The organism is Neptunicoccus sediminis (assembly GCF_001719615.1).
GTDB lineage: Bacteria > Pseudomonadota > Alphaproteobacteria > Rhodobacterales > Rhodobacteraceae > Amylibacter > Amylibacter sediminis.
Genome location: NZ_MDVX01000001.1, coordinates 757,811 through 775,360, shown reverse-complemented (window position 1 = coordinate 775,360; position 17,550 = coordinate 757,811). Strand labels below are relative to the sequence as shown.

Sequence of the window (17,550 nt, the reverse complement as noted above, 5' to 3'; positions counted from 1 at the left end):
GCTGTTTTCAGAAAGACTACGGCGCGGCCTCTGTTTGGAAAAACAGTTTTAAGAGCTTAATATCCTCATAAAAACCAAGGAACGGATTTTACAGGATGACGCGGTGTTCCTGTTGGCCTGCCACCTCTAGCGAAATGGCGAAGGTCTGGCCTTCGCTTTGGCCCTCCAGCCCGTCTGCTGCAGATGTGGCGAACAGGGTTTTTAATCCGTCCCCGCCAAAGGCCGGACAGGATATTTGCGCCGCCGGAAATTCGACCGCCTCGAGAAACGCACCATCGGCATCATAGCGGGCCACGCGATGGGCGCCCCATTGGGCGTTCCACAGACAGCCCTGTGCATCCACAACCGACCCGTCCGGATTAAGCGCATCGGCCCGCAAATCAAGGTAAAGCTCCGGCTCGCCTACCGGCCAACCTTCGGCGTCGAGCGTGACCCGCATGATCCGCCGTCCGCGGGTGTCGGTGAAATAGGCGCGATCTCCGTTCGGGGCAAAGCAGATGGAATTGCTAATGGTGATCCGGTCGAACAACTGGCGCAATTCGCCGCGATAATAGCGATAGATCGCACCGGCATAGCTTTGGGCTTCTTTGCCCATCGTCCCGATCCAGAAGCCGCCCTGCGGGTCGGCACGCCCGTCATTTGAGCGGGTCAGCGGGTTCTCAGCCTCTAGCCCGACAATATCCGTGACCGCCTGTGTGTTAAGATCAAACGTGAACAAAGCGGTCTCGCCCGCCACCAGCAAGCGGTCCGCATCCACCCAACCCGCCGCCGAGACATGGCCGCTAAAGGTCCAGTCCTCCCCAGTGTCACACAACAGTTTCTTTCCCAGAATATCAAACCAGAACAACTGCTTGCGCAAGGGATGCCAAAGCGGGCCCTCACCCAGAATGCACTGGCGGGAATCGTAAACGGTGACGGTCATGGGGCAGGCTCCTGTCTTTGGCTGCATTACTGTTGCCTGCAGGCGCTGCCGCGTCAACGGGGGAATGTCAGGCGGCGACGACGTCTAATCCTGCGGGGCAATCAGGGACTCGTAAGCGGCCATCAGACCCTCGCGGATCAGGGGTGTGACGTCGGACACAGGCGCGGTCAGACCTTGCAGAGACAAGGCGCGGGCGTAAATCTCTCCGATTTCGGGCGTGGCCAGAATAGCAAGGTTCTGTCCCAGCCAGTAGGGTCGCGTCGCGGCCAGTTCCAGCCCGATCAGCAAACCGGACAAACGGGCGCGGGCGGCTTGGGGCGATAGCGTGGAGAGTTGCGCCGCAGCGTGCAGCCCAAAGAGTTTGGCCGCTACAGATTCGGGGCGGGAAATCGACTCGCCAAGACCGTCCTCAAAGGCGGCATCATCCCAACCGCTTAGCGCTATGGCAGGGCGTAACAGCGATTGACGGGCAAGCAAGGCATAAAGTTCGCCGGTCAGGAAGCTCTGGAAGGAGACAACTTCCTCGGCGCTGATGTGGACCCATTTAGTATGGATGCCGGGCAGTACCAGAACGCCGTCAAATTTCGGGTTCGCCTGCAAAAATCCGGCGATCTGTGTTTCCTCGCCCTGCATAATATCCGGCGCGGGGCTGATCTGGCTAAGCCCCGGCACAACCGACACTGCGATCCGCGGGTCGCGGGTCGGGGCCGTGACAAAAGACGTATGGGTCAGGGGCGCACATGGCACCGGCTGGAACGGGGCCTCTACCCAGCCACCGGCCGCGCCTGCCCTGCCCGTGCAAAGCACCGGCGTGGTTTTGCCATCGCTGAGGAAATCTTCGATCATCGCCAGCAAAGCGGGTTCAAACCCGTCAGAGGCCAGCGCCCCTGTGCCCTGATCGGCGCTCCGCTCTGCCAGCAGGTTTCCCCCTGCCCCCATCACCCAGATCCGCAGGTTTGTCTGTCCCCAGTCAACGGCGATCCATTCGGTTTTTTCACGCAGGGACATCAGCCCGTCACCACCACGCCGCCATCCACGACAAGGGCTTGTCCGGTCATCATCCGGCTGGCCTTGGACGCGAGGAACAAAGTGGCGTCTACGATGTCATCGGCCACAAGATGCTCCTTCAGACATTGTTTTTCCAGATGCGCCGCCAGACCTTCGGGCGTGGCCCAGAGCTCCATCTGCCGGTCTGTCAGCACCCATCCGGGCATCAACGCATTGACGCGGATGTTATGGGGGCCAAGTTCGCGGGCCAGACCACGGGTCAGGCCGGTAATCCCCGCCTTGGCTGCCACATAGCCGGGATAATCGCCGTTCCCCATCATGTAGGACACCGAGGAAAAGTTGATGATAGAGCCGCCGCCCGCTTCCTTCATGCCGTCTGCGGCGGCCTGTGCGGTAAACACATGGGGGCGCAGGTTCACCGCCTGCCCCATGTCCCAGCTTTCCGGTGTAATATCGCCAAGCTGGTGGCGGCTGTCATTGGCTGCATTGTTCACCACCACATCAAAGGCACCAATCACGCTGGCCGCTTGGGCCATAGACTCTTTCAACGCGGCAATATCGCTGATGTCGCATTGGATGAACACAGGCGTGATCCCGTATTTCGACCCCATTTTCGCAGCAAAATCACTGGCGTCGGAACGCTGCACGAAGGCGACTCTGGCGCCCTGCTGCAAGAACCCTTCCGTCAGGCTCGCCCCGATACCCGATCCTCCGCCGGTGATGAAAACGCTTTTGTCTTTCAGGTCGTGGAATGTGACGGTATCGCTCATGTAAGTTCCTTAGGCGTCTGGGACCGGCGGGGCGATCCTATTGAATCTGTGTTTCCCCCTTTTAACATTGCGCCTCAGGATCGCAATCTCTGCGCGCCTCTCCCATCAGCGCGGTCAAGATCCGGGGCAGCGCCAGCACCTCGGCCATATCGCTGCGATAGGCGGCCACGATGTTTTCCCGTGCGCGGGGGTCGCTGATTTCCACCCGTGTCAGGGGCAATCCGTCATAGCTGTAATCCGACAGGGGCGTTGTGTAGCTGATGCCGACACCTTCTCCGTTGGCCGCGAAAGAGCGCATCACCTCAAGCGAGGAAACGCGGTGCGCCACACGGGGCCGCACGCCTTCTTGCGAGAACAGGGCAAGCATGTGGCGCACGGAAAGTCCTTCGTCAAACAGGATCAGATCCCGTGTGGCAAGCTGTTTCAGAGGGATGGAATTTTGCTCTGCGAGCGGATCATCTGCAGCCACAAAAGCGCCCGGCGCCACCGCCGAGAGCTTGTGACGGGTAAAACGCGCATCAAGCCCGAGATCATAGGTGATCGCAAGATCAAGCTGCCCTTCGGCCATGCCCTCGGCCAGTGTTTCAAAATCCGCTACAAGAGGAAGCAGTTCAATATCCGCAAACGCGGCCCGCAATCGTTTCAGCGACGGGGCCAGCCAGACCGGCGCAAGATCGGAAAAGCAACCGATCCGCAGCTTTTGCGGGGGTTTGCTGAAATCGGCACGGGGGTTTTCCAGTTGCGCCGCCTTTGCAAGCAGGGTTTCTGCCTCGGCCAGAAACCCTTTGGCAAAACCGGTTGGACGGATCGGCGCCCCCTTGCGCCGGATGAACAAGGGCCGGCCGAGATGGGTCTCTACGGTGGCCACCGCCACAGAAAGCGCCGGTTGGGATATGTTGAGCATCTGTGCGGCTGCGCTCATGCTGCCGGACTTGGAAACCGCCACCACATATTCATACTGGCGCAGGGTAAGGTATAACATGTCATTATACTTGAGTTAGTTAATTATGATTTGAAACTATGCCATGAAACGGCCATCCCTGTCATCAGACAAAGGAGATAAAACATGCACCATCCGCTGATTACCCAAGACCATATCGACACCTACCAACGGGACGGCGTGGTCCTGATCAAAGGGCTGTTTGCCGATCACGTTGAAACCCTGCGCGACGGGGTTGAGGTGAACATGCAAGAGCCCGGTCCCTATGCGGCTGAAAACCTCAAGAGCGGGGACACCGGCCGGTTTTTTGACGATTACTGCAACTGGACGCGGATTTCCCAGTTTGAGGACGTAATCCGCAACTCTCCTGCAGCGGCGGTTGCGGCGGATTTGATGCAGTCGAATTCTGTGCAGGTGTTCCACGACCACGTTCTGGTGAAAGAGCCCGGCACCTCCAAGCCGACACCATGGCATCAGGATGCGCCCTATTATTTTGTCGAAGGCCAGCAGACCATCAGCTTTTGGTCGCCACTTGATCCGGTGACAGATGCGTCACTGCGGTGTGTGGCGGGTAGCCACAAATGGGAAAAGCAGGTGCTGCCGACCCGTTGGCTGAACGAGGATAATTTCTACCCGGACAGCGATGCCTATATGTCGGTGCCCGATCCGGATGCGGAAGGCATGGAGATTACTGAATGGGCAATGGAACCGGGGGATGCGGTGGCCTTTAATTACGGCATTTTGCACGGGGCGCGGGCCAATGTGTCCGACCGGCGCCGCCGCGCGTTTTCCCTGCGGCTGGTGGGCGATGATGCACGGTATGTTGAACGTCCGGGGCCGACGTCTCCGCCATTTCCGGGGCATGATATGACCGCTGGACAGAAACTGCGCGAGGACTGGTTTCCGGTAATCTACCAGCGCTGAACCGGGCAACCTGTCCCTCTCGAAAAAGTATCCTGTTGATAGATAAAGAAAATCAGGATTATCACCCTGCAAATATGAAGCGTCATACAAGACGCTTCATATTAGACGCGTGTTAAATGAAGCTTCATGATTAAGCATTTGTTAGGAAATTGACCCGCCTCAACGCCGTTCGGCCGCAGCGCGGGTCAAACGGTCATTGATCGCCAGCCCCAGCCCCGTCATCGGCACCGGAGAGACCGCGATGCTGCGCCCCTGCTGTCGCGCCAACCCATCCGCCTGACGCAACATATCAAACAGATTGGCCGCCGCCTCCGCCAGATCACCTGCTTCGGACAGGTTCAGATCAGCCCCTGCCACAGCGCCAAAACCGATCAGCACCTCATCCGCCCGACGCTCTCTCGCGTTGATCCGGACCTTCGCATCCGGCGCATAATGGGACGCCAACTGGCCAGGGGATTTCGGCGTATCAGGGTCTTCGGGACGGGCCACAGCCTGTCCGAGCACCGCCTCCAAATCCTCTACCGTCACCCCGCCCGCCCGCAACAGCGCGACGTCTTCCCCCGCCAGAACGATAGTGGATTCCAGCCCCACATCGCAGTCGCCACCTTCCAGCACACCGTCGATTTTTCCGTCCAGACCGTCCAGCACATGGGACATCCGTGTCGGGCTGATCCCGCCGGACGGATTGGCCGATGGTGCTGCAACCGGACCGCCGAAAGCGGACAGTAACGCCCGCGCCCCGTCATGGGCCGGCACACGGATCGCCACGGTATCAAGACCCGCCGTCACCAGAGACGACAGCCCAGCACCTTCGCGCACCGGAACAACAAGGCTAAGCGGGCCGGGCCAAAACGCTTCTGCCAGCTTGCGGGCAAGGGGGGAAAACACGCCGAAACGTTCCGCCGCGGCGAGATCGGGAAGGTGGATAATCAGCGGATTAAACGCAGGCCGCCCCTTAGCGGCATAGACCCCTGCAACCGCGGTTCCGTTGCACGCATCCGCGCCAAGCCCGTAAACGGTCTCGGTGGCGAAAGCCAGCAAGCCGCCGCGCCGCAAAATTTCGGCAGCTTGATCCACCTGATGGCGCTCCAAACGCTCTGTCTGCTTGTCCATTCTGTTCCTGTTCCGGCCGCTCAAAAGCTTCACAATGACGTTGTGTACCAGTTGTCGTGACGCAACGGGCAGTTTAGGTTGTCCCGAAACCGCCGTTACCGTGCGTTTACCCGAATGACTTCGTAATGCAAGCCTGCGCCGCAAAGGACAAGACCAGATGCCCTACACCGCCCCGACAGACGAACACCTTCACCTTCTGCGCAATGTGCTCGGGTATGATCGCATCAGCAGCACCGAGAAGTTCGAGGATGCCGGCGACGATATGATTGCGGCGATCCTGTCCGAAGCCGCAAAAATGGCGCAGGACGTGCTGGCACCATTGCAACGGCCCGGCGATTTGGAACCGGCCCATCTGGAAAACGGCGTGGTGCGCACCGCCCCCGGTTTCCACGATGGTTACAAGGCGATTGCCGAGGGCGGCTGGGTCGGTGCAGCCGCTGATCCCGAACACGGCGGCATGGGCCTGCCCCTGACGATCACAACGCTGGTCGGGGAAATGATGGCCTCGGCCTGTCTGTCGCTGTCGCTGAACCCGCTGATGACCCAAGGCCAGATCGAAGCGTTAGAGGCCCATGGCTCGGACGCAATCAAGGCGCTTTACCTGCCCAAGCTGATTTCCGGTGAATGGACCGGCACCATGAACCTGACCGAACCGCAGGCCGGTTCGGATGTGGGGGCGCTGCGCTCCAAGGCGGTGGACAACGGCGATGGCACCTTCGCGATCAGCGGCCAGAAGATTTACATCAGCTGGGGCGATCACGATTTCGGCGGCAACGTCTGCCACCTTGTTTTGGCCCGCCTGCCCGACGGCGTTCCCGGCACCAAGGGGATTTCCCTGTTTATCGTTCCGAAATTCATCCCCGATGCAGACGGCAATCTGGGCGAGGCCAACAGCCTGCGGGTTGTGTCGCTGGAACACAAGCTCGGGCTGCATGGTTCCCCCACTGCGGTGATGGAATTTGACGGCGCCACCGGCTGGATGGTCGGACCGCCCCACGGTGGCATGGCGGCGATGTTCACCATGATGAACAATGCGCGGCTCGGTGTCGGGACCGAAGGGCTTGGCGTGGCGGAAGCGGCCTATCAGAAGGCGCTGGAATTCGCACTGGAACGCAAACAGGGCAAGACCCCTGTGGACGGCGGCACCGGCACGATCGCGGATCACGCAGACGTGCGCCGCATGTTGCTGACCATGAAGGCGCAAACCGCTGTGGCCCGCGCCATCATCCTTGACACCGCCATGAGCACTGATCTGTTCAACGCCACACAAGACGCAAGCTTCAAGGCCCGCGCCGCCTTCCTGACCCCGATCGCCAAAGCCTTTGGCACAGACACCGGATCAGAGGTCGCAGACCTTGGCATTCAGGTGCACGGCGGCATGGGCTTTGTTGAAGAAACCGGCGCAGCGCAATTCGCCCGCGATGTGCGCGTGACCCGTATTTATGAGGGCACCAACGGTATTCAGGCAATGGATCTGGTGGGGCGCAAGCTGATGGACGGGGGCGATGCTGCCTTTGCCATGTTGGATGAAATCGCAGCGACTGCGAAAGGGAACGAGGCGCTCGCCAAAGCAGAGGCCACCCTGCGCGAAACCACCAAGGCGCTGCTTGCCTCAGAGATGAATGCACGGTTTGCGGGGGCAACATCCTTCCTGCGCGCCTTTGCCATCACCCTTGGCGGTCACTATCTGACGCGCGGTGCGGACACCGAAAACCGCCGCGCCCTGAGCGATTTTTATGCCGCGCATTTGCTGCCACAGGTCGACGCGCTTTGCGCCGCCGCCACAGCCGGAGATGCGTTGCTCTATGCTTTGGACACAGACGCATTGGCAGGATAGTCCCTTGGAAAACATAAAATTCCCCCATGAGACCCCGCCCGCTGAAGGCGAAGCAATCGACATTGCGCCCGGCATAAAATGGCTACGCCTGCCGCTGCCGATGAAGCTGGATCACGTCAATGTCTACGCGCTGGATGACGGGGACGGCTGGTGCATTATCGACACCGGCTTTTATTCCAAACGGATGGTTGCCACCTGGAAGAAAATCGTGACCGAGACGCTGGGGGACAAGCCTGTGACCCGCGTGCTGATCACCCACCACCACCCCGATCACGTAGGCATGGCGGGCTGGCTACAGACCCATCATCAGGCGGAACTGGTCGCAACCCGCACCAGCTGGCTGTTTGCGCGGATGCTGCTGCTCGATGCGCAGGAAACCCCGCCCCCCGAAACCATCGCCTTTTACGAAAGCGCGGATATGGAGCCGCGCCTGCTGCGAGAGCGCAGCACCCAGAAACCGTTCAATTACGCCGATATAGTCCACCCTATGCCGCTGGGCTTCCGACGCATACAGGAAGGCGACACGCTGACCATCGGCGCACGCACCTTTGACGTGCGGATCGGCAACGGACATGCGCCAGAGCACGCAACGCTCTGGTCACGCGACGACAATATTGTCATTGCCGGCGACCAGATCCTGCCGGGCATTTCCCCCAACCTTGGCGTCTATGCCACAGAACCGGAGGCCGATCCGGTGCAGGGCTGGCTGGAGGCTTGCGAAAGATTCGCTGACATCGCCCGTGAGGATCATTTCGTCCTGCCCGGCCACAAGCTGCCCTTTACCGGCCTGCCTGCCCGCATGCGTCAGTTGATCGACAACCACCATCATGCGCTTGACCGTTTGCTGGATCATCTCGAAACACCTGCCACAGCGTCGCAATGTTTCCTGCCCCTGTTCAAACGCAAGATCGGAGATGGCGAATACGGGCTGGCGCTGGTTGAATCTATTGCCCATTTGAACCATCTTCACCAGCAAGGCAAAATCACCCGCACCCGCAATGACGCGGGTGCATGGGTTTATCAGGCTGCCTGAGGGGGTCACATGGACAACAAGATCAAAACCACCGCAGAGGCGCTGGAAAGCTCTGCCCTGTGGGAGCTGTATTCGGCCAAAGTGGATCGGGACGGGGAAACCAGAACCGAGAATCACGTTGTCTCCAGCGGGGAAGGCGGACAACAGGCCCGCCCCAAATCCGAGGCAGAATGGGCCTATGAACGGATCGTCATGTATATCCAGAAGTTTGAGGAAACGCTGGATTCCGACCAAGAGGTCGGCATGGGCTTTGTCGGCGGCGATGTGGGCACCCTGCGCATTCAGGGCATGGGGTTTTTTGCACCCGATCTGATCACCTTTTACGGCGAGGCGCCAAACGGGTCCAAAACCCAACTGGTACAACACGTCAGCCAGTTGAATGTCATGCTGGTTTCCGCCCCGAAAGAGGACGAAAAAGCCGAACCGCAGCGGATCGGCTTTCGGCTGGCGGCAAAACTGAACCAAAAATGGGACGAACCGGTTCTCTAAGCGTAAACGCGGCAAACTGACAATTGCATTGTCCCAAAAATTCGGTCAAAACCTCTGCCAACCACGGGATTAGAAAGGGCACCACTATGGCCAACCACGAACATGGTAAAATGAACATCGAAGCGCAAGAAGCGGCATTTGAAGGCTTCATCCGCTGGACCATCCGTATCACGGTCTTCTCCATCGGCGTTCTGATCTTCCTTGCGCTTTTCAATTCCTGAATACTAAGGGGCGCCGGAAAAGCCGGACCGCCGAACGGGTTTAATGTCTTTTTTCCGCGTCCTTCTTCTCATCCTGCTGTCGATCACTGTCTCCGCCTGTGGCGGGAAATCCGTTTGGGCGCCCGACGTCGAAGTGGAAAAACGCCGTTATGTCAGTCCGGATGACCCCTATTTGATGCTGAAAACCATGATCAACAACCGGACAGGGTCCGGTGGTCATGCCTCTTTGGTGATCAATGCCAGCGAAACCGTGATGTATGATCCCGCAGGCCGTTGGTCCCATCCTCTGGGGCCGGAGCGCAATGACGTGGTTTACGGCATGTTTCCGGAATTGGAACAGAATTACGACAACTGGCACGCCCGCGTGACCCATCACGTGGTGAACCAGAAAATCTACGTCAGCAGCGCCACGGCGGAGAAAGCCTTTGCGCTTGCCAAGGCTGCCGGTCCCTCGCTTGATGCGCAATGTACGCTCAATATTTCCGGTCTACTGATGCAGCTTGAGGGTTTTGAAGCGATCCGGCGAACTTATTTTCCTGCCAAACTGATGCGGAATTTCGCGGAACTTCCCGGTGTGATCACCACCAAAGTCATTGAGACTGACGAAGGCCGCAACTAGCGCTCTTGCCTGTGTGCGCACAGGCGCGGTCAACGCCTGCTGCACGGCTCTCATCCCCCTGCTTAACACCATGACAGCGACGCGCGGTGCAGTGCTCTGACGGGCCTGTAGAGGCCGTTTGACCTGATTGAAGCATCCGATCAGGGGCCGGCCAATATTACTGGCCAAACCCAAAAGAAAACCCCTCCGGACCAATGTCCGAACGGGTTCGATCATTCATCGCTATAAACGCCTTGCTTCAGGAGCCCGGAGCGATCGGCAGGCAGGGCTGGTTGCGGGCGCGCAGTCTGGCACAGGCGAGATTGGCTTCGGCCTGATTCAACCCCACAAAGCGGGCGCGGTATTTCTTGTAACCGTTCACTGTGGCGTAATCTATCCGGCGTTCGGACCCGTCCAGCGACTGCAATTCCCGCAGCGCTGTTTGCAACAGGGCTTTTTCCGCCTGATGACGCGAGGAAAACGCCCCGACCTGCACACCCCAATACTGATTTCCGGCTGTAGAGACACGGCTGACCACGCGCAGGGGCTGTTCGGCCTGTGCCGCCGCTGCGATAGAGGTCAGCTTGCCGCTGCTGCTGGTTTTCACAACGCCGGTTGCCTGCGCTTCCCGGTTGGCCGCCTTCACCGCCGCTTCAATCGCTTTCAACTGCGCTTCGGCCATCAAGGTCGTGGTGGTGGTCGTGGGTGCTGTGCGCAACTTGGGCCGCGGGCTGGATTTCACCGCGCCGGAATTGGCCACGCGTATCCGTTTCGCCTGCACGCCCAGATCCACTTTGGGCGGTTTGCGCACGGCTACACGGTTCTTGGAGCGTTGGAACCCCATATCGAGCAGTTCGGCAACGCGGGCATTCCGCCATGCGGTTGTGCGCCCGCCAAATACAGTCGCAATCACCCGTTTGTTTCCCCGCTCGGCGGAGGCCACCAGATTGAAGCCCGCCGCATTGGTGAAACCGGTCTTGATCCCGTCCGCCCCTTTATAGGCGCTCAGGAACCTGCGGTTGGTGTTAGGCACATTGCGGATGCCTGCATGGGTCGATTTGCGCGAGAAGAGGTTGTAATACTGCGGAAAATCATAAAACAGCCGCCGTCCCAAGAGGGTCATGTCGCGGGCGGTGGACAAATGCCCCGATTGGGTCAGACCGTGGGCGTTCTTAAACGTTGAGTTCTTCATCCCAATGGCTCTGGCCGTGTGGTTCATCATCTTGGCAAATTCCGCTTCCGAACCGGCAATCGCTTCGCCAAGGGCGGTGGCCGCATCATTGGCGGATTTCACAGCCGCGGCGCGGATCAGATAGCGCAGCGCGATCTTTTGACCGGCCCGCAAACCCAGTTTGCTAGGCGGTTCACTGGCCGCGTGACGGGAGATGGTGATCTGTTTGTCCAGACTGATCACGCCCCGCTCCACCGCATCAAAAACGATGTAGAGTGTCATCATCTTGGTCAGCGATGCCGGATGCAACCGCGCATCGGCGTTTCGGGCGTGCAGAACCTCTCCGGTTCTGGCGTCCACGACCATCGCTGCATAAGGCGCGGCCTGTGCCACGTTCGCCCCAAGGGTTACTACGATAAGAAAATAAAGGGCACATAGCGCCCGTACTGCTACTGCGATTCGCATCGGTTCTCCGACGTCCTGTATTGCTGCCTGCCTCGTCGCCATTTTCGGCGTATTGATTAAAATTAGGCTAACACAAACACGTTCGAGTGAGAAACCTTTTCTTTTTCCGTGGTTTAGCGGTGACTACAACGCAACAGTCCACTACATGACGGGAGCAGGCTGTTTACAACCACTAGGTGTAGTACCACCCCGACACAGGTGTCTCATTATTTGCAAATACCAGCGAAAAACCGGCGTTGACCGCCCCTTCTTCACAGCGGAATCACCGCGCTCCATTCGGCTCTTTTTTCTTTGGCCCGAAACGCTATATAGTATGGTGAAATGCAAACAACCCAGACCAATCTCATGACTTCAAGACTGACAATACGGGCGCAGAACGACGGGTCTGATTCGGATGTAGGCGATCAGGACGGCGATACCGCACTGGCCACCAAACCCAAATCCAAAACCGCGCGTCCACCGATGTATAAAGTGATGCTGCTGAACGATGACTACACGCCGATGGAGTTCGTCGTGCATGTGCTGGAGCGGTTTTTCGGGATCGGCCATGCAGGTGCAATCGAACTGATGCTGACGGTCCACAAAAAGGGGCTGGCAGTGGTCGGCGTGTTCAGCCACGAAATTGCAGAGACCAAAGTGATGCAGGTGATGGAATGCGCGCGCCAGCACGAACACCCGCTGCAATGCACGATGGAAAAAGAATAGCCTGAACAGGCAGACGCCCGCCGCCGCGTTTACAGCGCAAGACCTGCGCGCTTTGGAAAAGGAACAGGCGCCCCGCGCCGGATCACATGAGCACCGTTAACCGCCTTACGCTGCCCTTCGATGAAGGGGCAATCGCCCTGCCCGACTCAGGGCAGATCGTCGTTCTTCGCGCAAAAACCGAAGGTTACGGGGATTTCCCCAGAGATCGGCTGACCTGCGTGCAAGGCTTTTACCCGACCCACCAGTTTCTGGAGGCGTCAGGGTATCAAACGACAACCGAATATCCCGACACGGCTGCCATGGCTATCGTGCATCTGACCAAGGCCAAGGACGAAAACCGTGCTTTGCTGGCGCTGGCCTATGACGCGGTTGCGCAGGGCGGCACGCTGGTTGTGGACGGTGCCAAGACCGAAGGCATCGAGAGCCTGTTGAAGACCGTGAAAAAGCTGCACCCCGTAGACGGGCAACTCTCCAAAGCCCACGGCAAGGTGTTCTGGCTGACGAAATCGGCGCCGGCCAATCCGTTTTCCGACTGGGCAGCGGCGCTGACCCCTGCCCCGAACAAGGACGGTTTCATGACCGCCGCCGGCGTGTTTTCTGCCGACGGGATTGATCAGGGCTCGGCAGAGCTTGCTCCCGTGATCGCAGGCAAGCTGAAAGGTCGGGTAGCCGATCTTGGCGCCGGTTGGGGCTGGCTTGCGCAGCAGGCGCTTTCCAGCAACCCCGAGATCGAAAGTCTCGATCTGATCGAGGCAGAGCATCTGGCCCTGAACTGTGCAAAACTGAACCTCAACGATCCGCGTGCGCGGTTTGTCTGGGACGACGCACGGGAGGTTCATGCCAAACGCAGCTATGACGCCGTGATCAGCAACCCGCCGTTTCACACAGGGCGCAAGGCAGAGCCCGCCCTTGGACGCGCCTTTATCGCAGCCGCCCGCGACATGCTGAAACCTGCGGGGCATCTCTATCTGGTGGCGAACCGGCAGCTGGCCTACGAAGCCACACTGAACGAATGTTTTGGCCGTGTTGATGTGGTGAACCAGTCAAGCCGCTACAAAATTATCCACGCCCGAAAACCCAAGTAACCCGCTGCCTGTTTTGCTAGACTGGCAAAGGTCGAATCATCAAAAGGTGTCCGCAATATGAGTTTTTCGCTTGAGGGTAAGACCGCCATTATCACCGGAGCGGCCAACGGCATCGGGCTGGAAATAGCGCGGCATTTCTCTGATCACGGTGCCAATGTCATGCTGGTGGATATGGATGAGGAAAAGCTCTCGGCCGAGGTGGAATCCATTGACGGGGACGGCACGAATGTGCGCAGTTTTTCCGGCGACTTGCGGGAAAAACTGACCGTGGCCAACCTTCTGTCTGCCACCATCGACGCGTTCGACAGTATCGACATTCTGGTAAATGCCAGCCGTCAGGTGCTGCCCTCCAATCCGCTGGATGAAAGCGAAGACCACTTTGAAGAACTGTTTCAACAGAACGTTCTGGCCAATCTGCGGGTGACACAGGCCGTGGCCAAACGGATGATTACGCAGGCCAAGGACAAGCCTGAAGCGAACTCTATCGGCGCTGTGGTCAACCTCAGCTCCATCGCGGCGGATCGCACCCATGCAGGGCTTTTGGGCTATTCGGTGGCCTGTGCCGCGCTCAACCAGATGACCCGCTCTCTGGCGGTGTCCTTTGCGGACCAGCGTATCCGCGTGAACGCCATCGCCATCGGCTCGGTCATGAGCGCAAGCCTGCAAGCCCGCCTGAAACAAGACCCCGAAATGCGCAGCGCCACCCTTGCGACAACCCCCTTGGGCCGCATTGCCGAGGCCCGCGAAGTGGCGGAGACCGCACAGTTCCTGTCCACAGACGCCTCCGGCTTTATCACCGGGCAGGTCGTCACCGTCGACGGGGGCCGGTCCCTGATTGATCCGCTGGAAACGGCCGCTCACTAGGCAGCGCACACCCTTTGCTTCACGCGCACCCCATGCCAACCCGCAATTAAATTCACCCTACGTCGAATTCTTTTTGATCCACATCGACCGGACCGCCGTACCCCTTACAGAGCCGCGAAACATTTGCGGCCAAACAAGGAGGTTTACGCATGAAACGTAATATTATCTCACTGGCATTCGGGGCAACTCTGCTGTCCGGCGCAGCTTTTGCAGAAGCCCACGGAGGTCTGATGGTGGCCGGATCCGATCAAGATGTATCCGGCGGCACTGTCACAGCAGAAAAAATCGTCGCTGGCGCCAATGGCTGGCTGGTGGTGCACCGCACCGATGACAGCGGCAAGCCCGGCCCCGTGGTGGGCCATGCACCGCTGAAAGAAGGCGAAAACATGGATGTAAGCGCCATCCTGACAGAGCCGGTCAACAGCGGTGACAAGCTGATGCTGATGTTGCACGCCGAAGACGGCGGCATGAAAGCCGGTGTGTTTGAATATACCCTCGGTGCCAAAGAGGACGGCCCCGTCAAGGTAGATGACAAACTGGTCATGTCGGTCATCACTGCCAAATAGCGGTTCCCCCGGCACCTGCGACGGCCCAGGGCTGTCGCAGGGCTATCTGCGGCCCGCAACCCGTTTGGCCGAGGGTTTGCTGCCTACACGTCCCTCGCGTACAGCCACATACACACCCGATCCCGCAATCAGGACGATCCCCACCCAAGTGGTACCGGTTGGCCATTCCTGCCAGATCATGATACCCCAGAACACCGCCAGCAACAGCGCCGAATATTCAAACGGCGCGACAATCGCCGCGTTGGTCCCGCGATAGGCCAGCGCGATCAGATAGCCTGCACAGGCGCTGATTCCCCCCAGTGCCAGCATGATCAGACCGTCCTTCAGGTCCGGCCACTGCCACGCCCGCAGAAAAAACTCCAGCGCATCATTGTCACTTCCGGCAAACCGCCCGTCCCCAAGCCCTACAGCAAGCCCGCCGGACACGATCAAAAAGGTAATCTGGATATAGACCGACATGGTCGAGGCCCGCTCTGACATGCCGGTGTAACGGGTCAGCACCTGCAACCCCGCATAGGCGGCGGCGGCCAGAACCGGCAGCAACGCCACGATGGTAAAGCTCGCGCCGGTTGGTTTGACCACCAGAATAACGCCAGCCAGCCCCACCCCGACCGCAAGCCAGCGTCGCAGACCCACAGGCTCTTTGAGAACGAGGGCCGAGAGGCCGGTAATAAACAGGGGCGCCACAAAGAAGATCGCAGAGGCATCCGCCAGCGGCATGGCCGCGATCCCCGCAAAAAACGCCGAGTTCGCCACCACCACACAAAGTCCGCGCACCACATGAACCCACGGTCGTTTCGCACGCAGCGCGGACCAGCCCCCGTCCAGCGGCACGATGAAAATAACAGTTATCGCCAGTGCCACCACAGCGCGCAGGAACACGATCTGGTGCAACGGATAGCCGCCGCTCAGGAATTTAATCGACAGATCGTTCAGAGAAAAGAAAATCGCCGCGCCCAATGCGCAAGAAATTCCAAACGCGACACCGCGCTGTGCAGGTTCCACGGGCACCCTCCTCCGGCTGATGAAAACGCCCGCGCAACATGCGGGTTGACGGCAAGCTACGCCGCGTCAACCTGTAAGACCAGAGCAAAAATGCACACTTCAGGTTGCAACCCGTCAAGTCACGGGCGGACACAAAAAACCCGGCGCAGGGCCGGGTTAATTTGATCAGTACGAGCTGCGCATTTACGCGTCGTCTTCGTCTTCGTCCTCACCGCCGCCTTTGGGCAGGTTGAACAGGCTGTCTGCATCCACAACCGGCTCGTCTTTTTTCTCGTCTTCGTCGGAGCTGGACAGGGTGAAGGTTTCCAGACCGGACATATTGGACGGCAGGCGCGGTTCGTCCTCCATTTGCAGGGACTGTTCGGTAGAGACCAGCTTCAGGCGTTCCTCATCAGAAATCGCGGTGCCGTCTTTGGCGGCTTTGGCAGCTGCTTTTGCCACAGCTTTATCCAGTTCACCCTGTTTACACAGGCCCAGAGCAACCGGATCAATCGGTGAGATATTCGCGATGTTCCAGTGTGTGCGGTCCCGCAGCGCCTGAATAGTCGGCTTGGTTGTGCCAACCAGTTTGGAGATCTGCCCGTCGGACAGTTCGGGGTGAAACTTCACCAGCCACAGGATCGCAGCAGGACGGTCCTGACGCTTGGACAGCGGCGTATAGCGCGGACCACGGCGTTTTTCCTCACCATCGGCGGCTGGGTTATGTTTTAGCTTCAATTTGTGGCGGGGATTGTTTTCCGCCATGTCAATTTCTGCCTGGGTCAACTGGTTGTTGGCAATCGGGTCAAACCCTTTGATGCCCTGGGCCACTTCCCCGTCGGCAATGCCGTTCACCTCAAGTTCGTGCAGCCCGCAGAAATCCGCGATCTGTTTGAAGCTCAACGTAGTGTTGTCCACCAGCCAGACAGCGGTGGCCTTAGCCATAATCGGAAGCGCCATATCTCTTTCCTCCAAATAAACCTCTCCCGCGCCGAGAAATCGGTTGCTCGGGTCGGGACCGTCGCGAATTGCCGTTTCAGGTGGGGAATTCCCAGCCTATATAGACAAGGATAGCACAAAGGAAAAGGCCAAATGATCCGTATTCTCCTGTCCCTTCTCGTGATTGCCGCTGCCACAGCGACGCCGGCCCGCGCCCAAGGTTCCCGTCCCGGCACCTTTGATTACTATGTCATGGCCCTGTCATGGTCCCCGAACTGGTGCGCTTTAGAGGGGGATGCCCGCAATTCGCCACAATGCGCACCGCAAAAGGATCACGGCTGGGTGTTGCACGGGCTCTGGCCCCAGCAAGAGCGCGGCTGGCCGTCCTATTGCAGCGCCAACACACGCGCCCCCAGCCGTGCCATGACCGCAGCTATGGCCGACATCATGGGCACCGGCGGGCTGGCGTGGCACCAGTGGAAGAAACACGGCACCTGTTCGGGACTAAGTGCTGATGATTATTATGCTTTATCCAGAGAAGCTTATGCCCGTGTGAACCGCCCCGAGGTGCTGCGAAAACTCGACAGGACGATCACTCTGCCCGCCCGCGTGATTGAAGATGCTTTCCTTGACGCCAACCCCGACTTGCAGGCCGAACAGATCACCGTGACCTGTAAAAGCAACCACATACAGGAGGTGCGCATCTGTCTGACACGGGACCTGACCCCCCGCCGCTGCGGTGTGGATGCCCTGCGCGATTGCACCGCGCGCAAGGCGGTTCTGAACCCGATCAGATAAGGCAGGTCAGTCACCAAATCATCAAACTAGCTTCACGAACGGGCCGCAAAGCTGCCTACATTCACCAATAATTTACCATGAATACGCTTAAACGCACTCATGCAGAAATGGTGATGAC

At 59.0% G+C, this 17,550-nt stretch carries 19 protein-coding genes; 11 read left to right on the top strand and 8 right to left on the bottom strand.

Annotated features, from left to right (window positions below):
- Positions 1 to 88 precede the first annotated feature (88 nt).
- The 4 genes from BFV97_RS03695 to BFV97_RS03680 all read right to left on the bottom strand — a co-directional run bounded on the left by BFV97_RS03695 (position 89) and on the right by BFV97_RS03680 (position 3,682).
- Positions 89 to 922, bottom strand: coding sequence for an SMP-30/gluconolactonase/LRE family protein (locus BFV97_RS03695; protein ID WP_069298933.1), 834 nt, complete (start codon positions 920 to 922; stop codon positions 89 to 91).
- An 84-nt stretch (positions 923 to 1,006) separates the two neighbouring features.
- The gene (locus BFV97_RS03690; protein WP_108721620.1) at positions 1,007 to 1,930 is read right to left on the bottom strand and encodes a 2-dehydro-3-deoxygalactonokinase; all 924 of its coding nucleotides are present in this window, start codon (positions 1,928 to 1,930) and stop codon (positions 1,007 to 1,009) included.
- Positions 1,930 to 2,700, bottom strand: coding sequence for an SDR family NAD(P)-dependent oxidoreductase (locus tag BFV97_RS03685; protein WP_069298932.1), 771 nt, complete (start codon positions 2,698 to 2,700; stop codon positions 1,930 to 1,932). The genes BFV97_RS03690 and BFV97_RS03685 overlap by 1 nt, the downstream gene beginning before the upstream one ends.
- Positions 2,701 to 2,761: 61 nt before the next feature.
- A complete protein-coding gene (locus tag BFV97_RS03680; protein WP_069298931.1) occupies positions 2,762 to 3,682 on the bottom strand; it encodes a LysR family transcriptional regulator in 921 nt (306 codons plus the stop codon).
- Positions 3,683 to 3,766: 84 nt separating this feature from the next.
- Here BFV97_RS03680 and BFV97_RS03675 point away from each other — a divergent pair, with 84 nt between their 5' ends.
- Positions 3,767 to 4,564, top strand: coding sequence for a phytanoyl-CoA dioxygenase family protein (locus tag BFV97_RS03675; RefSeq protein WP_069298930.1), 798 nt, complete (start codon positions 3,767 to 3,769; stop codon positions 4,562 to 4,564).
- 159 nt (positions 4,565 to 4,723) lie between these two features.
- Here the strand turns inward: BFV97_RS03675 and BFV97_RS03670 are convergent, their stop codons facing one another.
- The gene (locus BFV97_RS03670) at positions 4,724 to 5,677 is read right to left on the bottom strand and encodes an L-threonylcarbamoyladenylate synthase (RefSeq protein WP_069298929.1); all 954 of its coding nucleotides are present in this window, start codon (positions 5,675 to 5,677) and stop codon (positions 4,724 to 4,726) included.
- Positions 5,678 to 5,834: 157 nt separating this feature from the next.
- On the opposite strand from BFV97_RS03670, the gene BFV97_RS03665 reads away from it, so the two are divergent.
- The 5 genes from BFV97_RS03665 (at position 5,835) to BFV97_RS03645 (ending at position 9,876) form a co-directional block, all read left to right on the top strand.
- Complete coding sequence (locus BFV97_RS03665) at positions 5,835 to 7,514, top strand: acyl-CoA dehydrogenase family protein (protein WP_069298928.1); 1,680 nt, start codon at positions 5,835 to 5,837, stop codon at positions 7,512 to 7,514.
- On the top strand, positions 7,483 to 8,547 hold the full coding sequence (locus BFV97_RS03660; RefSeq protein WP_069298927.1) for an MBL fold metallo-hydrolase: 1,065 nt from the start codon (positions 7,483 to 7,485) through the stop codon (positions 8,545 to 8,547). Before BFV97_RS03665 ends, BFV97_RS03660 begins: the two co-directional genes overlap by 32 nt.
- A 9-nt stretch (positions 8,548 to 8,556) precedes the next feature.
- Positions 8,557 to 9,036, top strand: coding sequence for a DUF6173 family protein (locus tag BFV97_RS03655; protein WP_069298926.1), 480 nt, complete (start codon positions 8,557 to 8,559; stop codon positions 9,034 to 9,036).
- Between the two features lie 86 nt (positions 9,037 to 9,122).
- Entirely contained in the window at positions 9,123 to 9,257 is a 135-nt protein-coding gene (locus BFV97_RS03650) for an aa3-type cytochrome c oxidase subunit IV (protein WP_069298925.1), read from the top strand.
- Positions 9,258 to 9,300: 43 nt separating this feature from the next.
- Positions 9,301 to 9,876: a hypothetical protein gene (locus BFV97_RS03645; RefSeq protein WP_069298924.1), complete on the top strand. Its 576-nt coding sequence runs from the start codon at positions 9,301 to 9,303 to the stop codon at positions 9,874 to 9,876.
- Between the two features lie 238 nt (positions 9,877 to 10,114).
- On the opposite strand, the gene BFV97_RS03640 is transcribed toward BFV97_RS03645, so the two are convergent.
- Positions 10,115 to 11,491 (bottom strand): D-alanyl-D-alanine carboxypeptidase family protein, encoded by a 1,377-nt coding sequence (locus BFV97_RS03640; protein ID WP_069298923.1) that lies wholly within the window; start codon positions 11,489 to 11,491, stop codon positions 10,115 to 10,117.
- A gap of 345 nt (positions 11,492 to 11,836) precedes the next feature.
- Here BFV97_RS03640 and clpS point away from each other — a divergent pair, with 345 nt between their 5' ends.
- The 4 genes from clpS to BFV97_RS03620 all read left to right on the top strand — a co-directional run bounded on the left by clpS (position 11,837) and on the right by BFV97_RS03620 (position 14,711).
- Positions 11,837 to 12,196 carry an ATP-dependent Clp protease adapter ClpS gene (gene clpS / locus BFV97_RS03635; protein WP_083225503.1) on the top strand — a complete coding sequence of 120 codons (360 nt, stop codon included), beginning with the start codon at positions 11,837 to 11,839 and terminating at the stop codon, positions 12,194 to 12,196.
- Between the two features lie 86 nt (positions 12,197 to 12,282).
- Positions 12,283 to 13,281: a class I SAM-dependent methyltransferase gene (locus BFV97_RS03630; RefSeq protein ID WP_069298922.1), complete on the top strand. Its 999-nt coding sequence runs from the start codon at positions 12,283 to 12,285 to the stop codon at positions 13,279 to 13,281.
- A 57-nt stretch (positions 13,282 to 13,338) separates the two neighbouring features.
- Positions 13,339 to 14,145: an SDR family NAD(P)-dependent oxidoreductase gene (locus tag BFV97_RS03625; protein ID WP_069298921.1), complete on the top strand. Its 807-nt coding sequence runs from the start codon at positions 13,339 to 13,341 to the stop codon at positions 14,143 to 14,145.
- Positions 14,146 to 14,294: 149 nt separating this feature from the next.
- Positions 14,295 to 14,711 carry a DUF7282 domain-containing protein gene (locus tag BFV97_RS03620; RefSeq protein ID WP_069298920.1) on the top strand — a complete coding sequence of 139 codons (417 nt, stop codon included), beginning with the start codon at positions 14,295 to 14,297 and terminating at the stop codon, positions 14,709 to 14,711.
- Positions 14,712 to 14,753: 42 nt separating this feature from the next.
- Here the strand turns inward: BFV97_RS03620 and BFV97_RS03615 are convergent, their stop codons facing one another.
- Both BFV97_RS03615 and BFV97_RS03610 read right to left on the bottom strand, forming a co-directional pair.
- Positions 14,754 to 15,716, bottom strand: coding sequence for a DMT family transporter (locus BFV97_RS03615; RefSeq protein ID WP_069298919.1), 963 nt, complete (start codon positions 15,714 to 15,716; stop codon positions 14,754 to 14,756).
- Between the two features lie 183 nt (positions 15,717 to 15,899).
- The gene (locus tag BFV97_RS03610) at positions 15,900 to 16,655 is read right to left on the bottom strand and encodes a DUF1013 domain-containing protein (RefSeq protein WP_069298918.1); all 756 of its coding nucleotides are present in this window, start codon (positions 16,653 to 16,655) and stop codon (positions 15,900 to 15,902) included.
- 132 nt (positions 16,656 to 16,787) lie between these two features.
- Between BFV97_RS03610 and BFV97_RS03605 the strand changes: the two genes are divergently transcribed.
- Complete coding sequence (locus tag BFV97_RS03605) at positions 16,788 to 17,432, top strand: ribonuclease T2 family protein (protein WP_069298917.1); 645 nt, start codon at positions 16,788 to 16,790, stop codon at positions 17,430 to 17,432.
- The last annotated feature ends 118 nt before the right edge of the window (positions 17,433 to 17,550 follow it).